At 71.0% G+C, this 7,864-nt stretch carries 9 protein-coding genes and 2 tRNA genes; 9 read left to right on the top strand and 2 right to left on the bottom strand.

All coding sequences use genetic code 11. The features are described 5' to 3' along the window. Positions 1–537: 537 nt before the first annotated feature. The gene (locus HF519_RS28550; protein ID WP_211170714.1) at positions 538–894 is read left to right on the top strand and encodes an Ltp family lipoprotein; all 357 of its coding nucleotides are present in this window, start codon (positions 538–540) and stop codon (positions 892–894) included. 114 nt (positions 895–1,008) lie between these two features. After that, positions 1,009–1,269: a transposase gene (locus HF519_RS28545; RefSeq protein WP_169416082.1), complete on the top strand. Its 261-nt coding sequence runs from the start codon at positions 1,009–1,011 to the stop codon at positions 1,267–1,269. A 663-nt stretch (positions 1,270–1,932) separates the two neighbouring features. Here the strand turns inward: HF519_RS28545 and HF519_RS28540 are convergent. After that, positions 1,933–2,009 (bottom strand) — tRNA-Pro (locus tag HF519_RS28540). Positions 2,010–2,370: 361 nt separating this feature from the next. On the opposite strand from HF519_RS28540, the gene HF519_RS28535 reads away from it, so the two are divergent. The 4 genes from HF519_RS28535 to HF519_RS28520 all read left to right on the top strand — a co-directional run bounded on the left by HF519_RS28535 (position 2,371) and on the right by HF519_RS28520 (position 5,563). Further along, positions 2,371–2,444, top strand: a tRNA-Gly gene (locus HF519_RS28535). Between the two features lie 88 nt (positions 2,445–2,532). Next, positions 2,533–4,383 (top strand): tyrosine-type recombinase/integrase, encoded by a 1,851-nt coding sequence (locus tag HF519_RS28530; protein ID WP_169416081.1) that lies wholly within the window; start codon positions 2,533–2,535, stop codon positions 4,381–4,383. Between the two features lie 123 nt (positions 4,384–4,506). Further along, positions 4,507–4,947 carry a GntR family transcriptional regulator gene (locus HF519_RS28525; protein WP_169416080.1) on the top strand — a complete coding sequence of 147 codons (441 nt, stop codon included), beginning with the start codon at positions 4,507–4,509 and terminating at the stop codon, positions 4,945–4,947. Positions 4,948–4,987: 40 nt separating this feature from the next. Then, a complete protein-coding gene (locus tag HF519_RS28520; protein ID WP_169416079.1) occupies positions 4,988–5,563 on the top strand; it encodes an NUDIX hydrolase in 576 nt (191 codons plus the stop codon). On the opposite strand, the gene HF519_RS28515 is transcribed toward HF519_RS28520, so the two are convergent. Next, complete coding sequence (locus HF519_RS28515) at positions 5,549–6,658, bottom strand: NsdA family TPR-like regulatory protein (RefSeq protein ID WP_246245388.1); 1,110 nt, start codon at positions 6,656–6,658, stop codon at positions 5,549–5,551. The two genes, HF519_RS28520 and HF519_RS28515, sit on opposite strands and share 15 nt — an antisense overlap. 222 nt (positions 6,659–6,880) lie before the next feature. On the opposite strand from HF519_RS28515, the gene HF519_RS28510 reads away from it, so the two are divergent. The 3 genes from HF519_RS28510 to HF519_RS33435 form a co-directional block, all read left to right on the top strand. After that, entirely contained in the window at positions 6,881–7,141 is a 261-nt protein-coding gene (locus HF519_RS28510; protein WP_169416078.1) for a helix-turn-helix domain-containing protein, read from the top strand. Next, complete coding sequence (locus HF519_RS28505; protein ID WP_169416077.1) at positions 7,138–7,374, top strand: hypothetical protein; 237 nt, start codon at positions 7,138–7,140, stop codon at positions 7,372–7,374. Before HF519_RS28510 ends, HF519_RS28505 begins: the two co-directional genes overlap by 4 nt. Then, the coding region (locus HF519_RS33435; protein ID WP_169416076.1) for a WhiB family transcriptional regulator at positions 7,371–7,864 on the top strand (494 nt) is incomplete at its 3' end. The genes HF519_RS28505 and HF519_RS33435, both read left to right, overlap by 4 nt.

The raw sequence follows: 7,864 nt of genomic DNA, 5'->3' as shown, positions 1-7,864 counted from the left end.
CATCCCGGCCGCGAACGCCTCCAGCCGCGGGCGGACCTGCGCCATCTCCTCCGGAGTCACGACCCGAACGAGATCACAGGCAGCGCCGGATCAGTGGGAACGACACACCTAACAAAGCCCTACTAGGGTGCAGCGCCGGCCCGTCTGTCGACAACCAACCGCAGGGCGAGGGCGGACGCAGCCGGGCCCCTCGCTCCTCCTCCTGCCGCCTTCCCCTGAACGCAGAATCGGCCCGCTCCCACCCACGTCGGGCGAGAGCGGGGCCGTTTACATCCCTGGCGGCGCAGGGCTTCCACAGTTTTGATGATCCGGTGTCGCCAACTGCAACACCCGATCTTCCCGCGCGACGTAGGGGTTATGACAACCTCGCAGGCCCCGCAGGGCCCTTTCCAGAACATCCCGCCCGGCAAGTACCCGCAGCAGGGCCAGATCCCGCAGCAGTGGGGCCCGCCGTCCACAAACTGGGCGCAGCAGCCGCCGCAGCCTCCGGCTCCGAAACGACGGCGGAAGTGGCCCTTCATCGTCGGCGGTGCCGCTGTGCTGATCGGCGTCGTCGCCGCCGCAGCGGGCGCCAACGATGGACGCACAGAGTCCCCGACCGCAGCGGCTCCGACCTACGCGCCCACCGTCATTCCGCCCACACCGATCGCCGCACCGTCCCCGGCCGCAGTGCCCGCACCGAACAACACGGCGTCCGCCCCCGAATCGTTTACTGCGGCCCCGTCGGAGCCGACCACACCTACCCTGTCGGTGAGCCGACAGAACGCGGTCGAGTCGGCTGAGAGCTACCTCAGTTTCAGTGCGTTCTCCCGTCAGGGCCTGATCGACCAACTCAAGTACGAGGGCTTCACGGCCGCGCAGGCCAAGCACGGCGCGGACTCGGTCGGGCTCTGACTCCCTGCCGTCCCGGCCTCGGGCTGCGCACCCCGCGCGACGTTGTCACGCACCCGCGGGCCCGCATAGAAGACGAGCCCTCACCACCCGTCATGGGCGGTGGGGGCTCGTTCGTTGCGCGACTCCGCCCTCGGCTGTGGCGACCACGGTGGGGCGTCGAGCCGCTACGGCGCTCTGATACGTGAGCGACGCGTCGTCGCCGTGATCCCGGAGCCCTTCGACCAGCAAGGGCACCGCACACGACGGGGCTCCCGCGGCGGTGGACCGCCCGCGTTCGACAGCGCCGATTACCGCAACCGCAATGTCGTCGAACGCGGTTTCTGCCACATCAGGCAGTGGCGCGGCCTGGCCACCCGCTACGACAACTCGCGCTGACCTTCCGCGGCGGTGCCGTGCTGACGGCGATCGTCACCTGACTCCGCGCTTTAGGAGACGCACCTAGTCGACCGCATCACCGCTGCTCCGACGGGGTGGCGTCCGTACCGACTGTTCTAGACGACTGGCGTGCATAGTACGTATGTGCGTCTAGATGAGTGGAGGGCACCGTGCCCCAGATCGACGCCATCGATCTGACCGCCACCTTCGAGCGCCCGCTCTGGCTCTCGTCGGAGCCGAAGACTCGGTTCGGGTCGGATGTGCAGGAGACGACCAAGGACGAGCTGCCGAAGTGGGAGGTGCAGCTCGTCGCGAGCTTCCGGCAGTTCGGCTGGTCGACGAACGAGATGATCAAGGTGGGTCGCGCCGCGCACCACCAGCCGGGTACCGATCTCGGTCCGACCTGGTCACCCTGCTCGAACGCCTTGTACCCCTCGGCTTCGATCTCGCTGAAGGGGACGAGGCCGTCAGGCAGCTCGGGGCTGCTGATCGCGGCCCCAGCCCTTCTCGACCTTGTAGAACTTCACGACTCCGGTCGCCATGTGCTGATCAGAGCAGGTCGGGCAGCCGCGGTCCACGCGGTTCGGGGAGCTACTGCTACACCAACTGCTACATATGGATCTTCGAGTCGTGTAGCACCGACCCGCTTCCGCAGGTCGGATGTGGTCGGGGTGGCGGGATTTGAACCCACGGCCCCTCGCTCCCAAAGCGAGTGCGCTACCAAGCTGCGCCACACCCCGTCGCCGACGAGTGTAGGCGGCTGGTCCATCCGGGCCCGGCCTGGTCCACGTCGGACGGGTGAAAGATCGTCGTCGAGCGGCGAACGGCGACTTCCCAGGGCCGTGAGAACGGGCACAACCGGCGAAACGGCGGCCACGAGCGCTCCGAGCGCCTACGCAGCGAGCAACGCCGACTTCGATCCGAGCCGCGGATCCCCCCGCCCGCGGCGGGCCCATCGTGGTGGCTTCTCCATTAGGGCGACGCCTGCGGGTTCGTCGAGAGGTGGCCGGATCCGTGTTCGCCGGACGCCAGGACCCGGCGGAGCGGAGGGGGAGAAGTGCGTCCGCTAAGCTGATCGCGTCTCCGGCTCGCTGGGGACGCGCGGGCGTAGCTCAATGGTAGAGCCCCAGTCTTCCAAACTGGCTACGCGGGTTCGATTCCCGTCGCCCGCTCCAACATTGACCAGCGGAAACGCTGCATGCAAGATCGCCCGGAAAGCCTTCGTGACACGAGATGTGACACGAACGGCGCTAGACTCGCGGCATGGCGGGTCGTCCCAGCGTGAGGAACGCGCGCTCACGCGGGAGCATCGACGAGCTGCCGAGCGGCGCGCTACGGGTGCGGGTCTATGCGGGCGTAGACCCGGTGACGAAGAAGCGGCACGACCTCGTCGAGGTCATTCCGTCTGGCCCGAGGGCGTGGGCCGAGGCCGAGGCGGTCCGCGGGCGGCTCCTGCAGCAGGTCGCCGACCGCCGGAGCCCGCGAACGAGCGCCACCGTCGACGAGCTGCTGACCCGCTACCTCGACCAGTTCCCGGGGTCGCCGAACACTCTTGACCTGTACCGCACCCACGTGCGCAACCACATCAGCCCATGTCTGGGGCACGTGCGGGTCGGCAAGCTCGACGCCGAGACCTTGGACTCGTTCTATGCCGAGCTGCGCCGCTGTCGCGCCCGCTGCACTGGCCGAGCGTCCGTCGAGCACCGTGTCAGCGGGCCGCACGAGTGCACGGAGAAGTGTCGACGGCATGTCTGCCGCCCGCTCGCTGCGACGACGATCCGGCACATCCACTTCATCCTGTCCGGCGCCTACAAGCGCGCTGTTCGGTGGGGATGGGTCAGCGAGAGCCCAACCGTGAAGGCCGAGCCGCCGCCGGCGCCCAAGCCGAACCCTCAGCCGCCGACGGCCGCCGAGGCGGCCCGGATCGTCACGGAGTCCTGGCGCGATCCCGACTGGGGAGCGCTCGTCTGGACGGCGATGACGACCGGGATGCGGCGCGGCGAGCTGTGTGCGATCCGGCGTTCCCTGGTCGATCTCACCGCAGGCCGCGAGACGGTGTGGTTGCGGAAGGCGATCCGGCGTGATCCGGACGCCGGCTGGGTGGAGGGCGACCTCAAGACGCACCAGCAGCGCCGGATCGCACTGGACGCCGAGACGGTCGTCGTGCTGCGTGAGCACATCGATCGGTGCGACGAGCGGGCCGCGGCGCTCGGGATCGAGCTGCCCGCTGATGCGTTTCTCTTCTCGGGATCACTCGACGGCTCGACGTTCCCCACCCCCGACAGCGTGACCCAGCGGTACGACCGGATGGCGACTCGGCTCAGGATCGAGACGACGCTGCACAAGCTCCGGCACTACTCGGCGACCGAGCTGATCACGGCCGGGGTGGATCCACGGACGGTGGCCGGCCGGCTCGGGCACGGCGGCGGTGGGACAACGACGCTAAAGACCTACACCGCGTGGGTGTCCGAAGCTGATCAGCGGGCCGCGCGCGGGCTCGGCGCGGGGATGCCGCAACGGCCCGCCGAGCTCGATCCGGTCCGGCGCGTGCGGCAGGAGCCGCGCCATCCGTACGAGCGGGTCGCGGCTGCGGTGGCGCAGCGCGTCGACGACGGCGAGCTGGCCCTGGGCGAGCTCGCGCCGGCCACCGCTGATCTCGCGACGGACCACGGTGTCTCGCTCGCTACGGCCGGGCGCGCGGTGGCGCTGCTCAAGGAGTGGGGCGTGCTGACCGCCGTGGGACGTGGTCGGGCCCGCATCGCCGGTCGTGCCGTGCCGGTGGCAGTCGAGACTGCAGAGCCTGTCGGCGCCACCGCGCTGGTCGAGCCATCGGTTCCCGCTGAGCTTCCCGATGTCGCGTCGCCTGCCGGGGAGGCCGGCAGGTCCGTGAGCTTCTGCTCGATCACGCTCCGCGGGCCGGACGGCCAGCGCTACCCTGCGCGGATGGTGCCAGGAAGTCTGGCCGACCCAGGCGCGTTCCGCGCGCACCTGCTGGGCGTCGCACGCATCGAGGTGCCCGAACGGACAGACGAGGGCGAGGCGTGGATCGGTGACTTCGAGCTGGAGGTCGCCGAGATCGGGACGGACCGGCCGCCGGTGACTCTGCGCTGGTAGCGCCCTGCGGCTGACGCGGAGCGGTGGCTCGGAACCCGTCAGCCCCGCGCGGGCCGCCGTGCAGGTGTGCCGGAACGCTAGTCTCCTGACGTCCAGCGTTCGGAACTCGAGGAGATCTCGCTCTTGGCCCCCCGTGGCACCTACCGGCAGATCGCCGACGAGCTGCGCCGGCTCATCGCGGCTGGAGAGCTGGCTCCTGGGGCGATGGTGCCGTCGGAGCTGGCTCTTGCTGAGCAGCATCAGGTGGCCCGTGGAACGGTTCGCGCAGCTCTCGCGCTGCTCGTCGAGGACGGGCTGGTCGAGGTCATCCCGGGACAGGGTCGGCGCGTGGTCGGCGCCGCCTCGCCTGGGCCAACGACCGCCTACGAGCGGATCGCTGCGGAGCTGCTGCAGCGGATCGACGCAGGCGAGTTCGGACCGGACGAACCGTTGCCGAGTGAGGCGACGTTGATCGCCGACTACGGCGTTTCGCGAAACACAGTGAGACGGGCCTATCAGCGGCTCGCCGACGCTGGGGCGGTCGTGGTCCGGCAGGGGGCCGGCGCATTCGCGGCGCCGCGGTGACGCTGCCGGCGCGAGGTCGTCGACGGCTACGGTCTGTGCCATGACGCGGCCGAACGACGAGGCAGAGCGATGGATCGTGCACGGTGAGCGGCCGGTCTACGAGAACGAGTGGGTGACGGTCGGCCTGGCCGACATCTCCATGCCGTCGGGGGAGCGGTTCGAGCACCACACGGTGGTGCTGCCGCCGGCCGCGATGACTGTCGTCCTCGATGACGCGGGCGAGCACGTGCTGATGGCGTGGCGGCACCGGTTCGTGCCGGACGTGTGGAACTGGGAGCTGCCTGGCGGGTTGCTCGACCCGGACGAGACACCGGCGGAGACGGCCGCGCGTGAGGTCGAGGAGGAGACCGGTTACCGGCCCCGCTCGATCGAGCATTTGGTGACGTTCGAGCCCATGATCGGCATGGTGCGCAACGCGCACCACGTGTTCCTGGCGCGCGGCGCGGAGCGAATCGGGGAGGCGACCGAGGTGAACGAGGGCCGGTTCGAGTGGGTCGCGTTGGCGGAGGTGCCTGAGCTGATTGCCAAGGGGCGCATCGTGAATTCGGGCTCGCTCGTGGGGCTGCTGCACGTCCTCGCACTCAGCGGGCCGGGCGCCGGCTCACGCGCTGAGTAGCTCCCCGATCCGCCTACGCTGCCGCGCCGAGCCGGTCCGCCCGGCCAGATCGGCGGCGCGCTGGGCATGCCGGTGGGATTCGGTGAGGTCGCCGCGCGCGGCGTGAGCGATCGCCAGGTCGACGCGCAGGCTGACCTCGGCGCGGCCGTAGTTGCCCTCGCCCATCGCATCGAGAGCGGCGGTCAGGTCGTCGATCGCCGACGTCTCACCGAGTCGGGCCGCGCAGTTCCCGCGCCATCGGGCCAGGTGGCCGGCGTCGAGCATCACGTAGGGCAGCGTGTCGTCGAGCTGGTCGGGCAGCTCCGCGTCGGCGAGATCGAGCGCGCGCAGGGCGGCGTCACGCTGCCCGAGCGCGGCGAGCGCTTCACCCTCGGCGGCATACAGCCAGGCGCGCAGGCCGGGCGGGACCGGGGCGTCGACACGCTCGCGCGCTGACGTGATCAGCGTGTGGGCATCGGCGAGCTGCCCGCTGTCCAGGAGCACGTACGCCTGTTGCGCGCGGGCGTAGGCGAGCGCAGCGACGTCGCCGCTCTCCCGGGCCGCGGCCGTCGCGATCTCGTGGAGCTGCCACGCCTCGTCGAGGTTGCCTAGGTCGAGGGCCTGCCAGCCGGCCAGCGCCGCGGCCTGGCTGAGTTCGCCGGCTGCGGAATCGCGTTGGTCGCCCGGTAGGGCGTACCGCACCAGCTGCTCGACGCTGTCGACATGGGCCCGGGCCTGCCGGAAGATCGCGGGGCCGCCGAGCCGGCGGTCGAGCAGGCGAATGCTCTGGGTCTGGCCGCGCAGCAGAGCGACGAGCCCGGCGTCGACCTTGCTGAACTGCGGTATCGCCACGGCGACGGGCGCGGCCGACGCCACGGGCGTCGGCTCGACGAGCCCGAGTTCGGCCGCGGAGCGTTCGTACACCTCGCATAGCAGCTCGCGGTAGAAGTCGCCCACCGCGCCGCCCTGGTTCTCCCAGACGGCTACGCGACGGCCCAGACTTTCGTCCTTCGGCAGGGTTTCGCCGCGGCGGGCGGCGGCGGCGCGCAGCTCGTGCAGGAGCCGTGCCTTCTTCCAGCCGCGGTCGGCGCGGGCTTCCGCAAGCCGGTTGAGCATCGTCCCCCCGTTCGACCTAAAGATCACGATGGCCCGTTGAGCTGCGGGAATCAACCCTGATGCGGCAATCGCGTCATCTCGCGTCACCCCGCGTCATCTGCCGTCGCCCCCTGCCTCGCCAGCAACCTTGAGGCACGCGAGATCACGGGCGTTGACGGAAGCCCCGACTCGTACCTACGATGTGCAATACATGTTCCCAACATGTATAGAAAGGAGGCAGCGATGCGAGGTCTCAAGACGACGAGCCGGCAGGCCGCCGGCGCGCCGAGGTTCTACAGCGTCGCGGAGGTCGCCGAGATCTTCGGGATGTCCCCGATGACGGTGTACCGGGCGATCGCGGCGGGGGAGTTCCCCGCGGTGCGGATCCGCGGCCGGCTGATCGTCCCGGCGAAGGCTGTCGACGCGATGGCCGACGCCGCCGTCGCCGGGCAGACCGTCGTCGACGCCGGGACGTGGGCGGCGGACCAGGGGGTGACGGCGTGAGCAGCGTCGGGGTGCTGATCCTGTTCGCGATCGTCGGTGCGGTGATCTGCGCGAAGGCGCGGGTTGCGGCGGGTGCGGTGGTGTTCTCGCTGGTGGCGTTGGTGTTGTTCGTGTCGACGCCGGCGGGGCAGGGGTTGCCGGCGGCGATCTCGTCGTTCCTGTCCACGGTGGACCAGTCGACGACGCCGGCGCTGACCCACGAGGCTCCGGCCGGGTCGGGGGCCGTGGGATGACCGCCGCCCACGACATCGCCCGGGACTGGCGGGCGGACGCGCTGTGCGCCCAGGTCGACCCGGAGTTGTTCTTCCCGGCGGCCGAGCGCGGCGCGCTGTACGAGGCGCAGGTGGCGGCGGCCAAGGGGGTGTGCGCCGGGTGCCCGGTCCGGGTCCGCTGCCTCGAGTACGCGCTGGCTGCGCTGTCGGACGGGATCGCCGGCGGCACGACTCCCGACGAGCGATCGGCGCTGCGCGGCCGTGCGGGGCTCGGTGAGCCCGCGGAGGGGTTGGTGGAGCTGATGCCGCCGGGCGGCCAGCGCGACCGGACGGCGGCGGGCCGGGCGGCGGCAGCGGCGGGGCTGGGCGTGACCGAGTTGATGCGCCGGTTCGGGGTGGCGCGCGGCACGGCGCAGCGCTGGTGCGCCGGCGCCCGCCGTGTCGCCAGGACGACGAGCACGACCGCCGCAGCGTCGGTGGTGGGGGAGGGGAGCCCGGCGGCAACCGGTAC

Origin of the sequence: Pseudonocardia bannensis (assembly GCF_012911875.1) — a bacterium.
Taxonomy (GTDB): domain Bacteria; phylum Actinomycetota; class Actinomycetes; order Mycobacteriales; family Pseudonocardiaceae; genus Pseudonocardia; species Pseudonocardia bannensis.
This window is presented reverse-complemented; position numbering and strand designations above follow the sequence as displayed.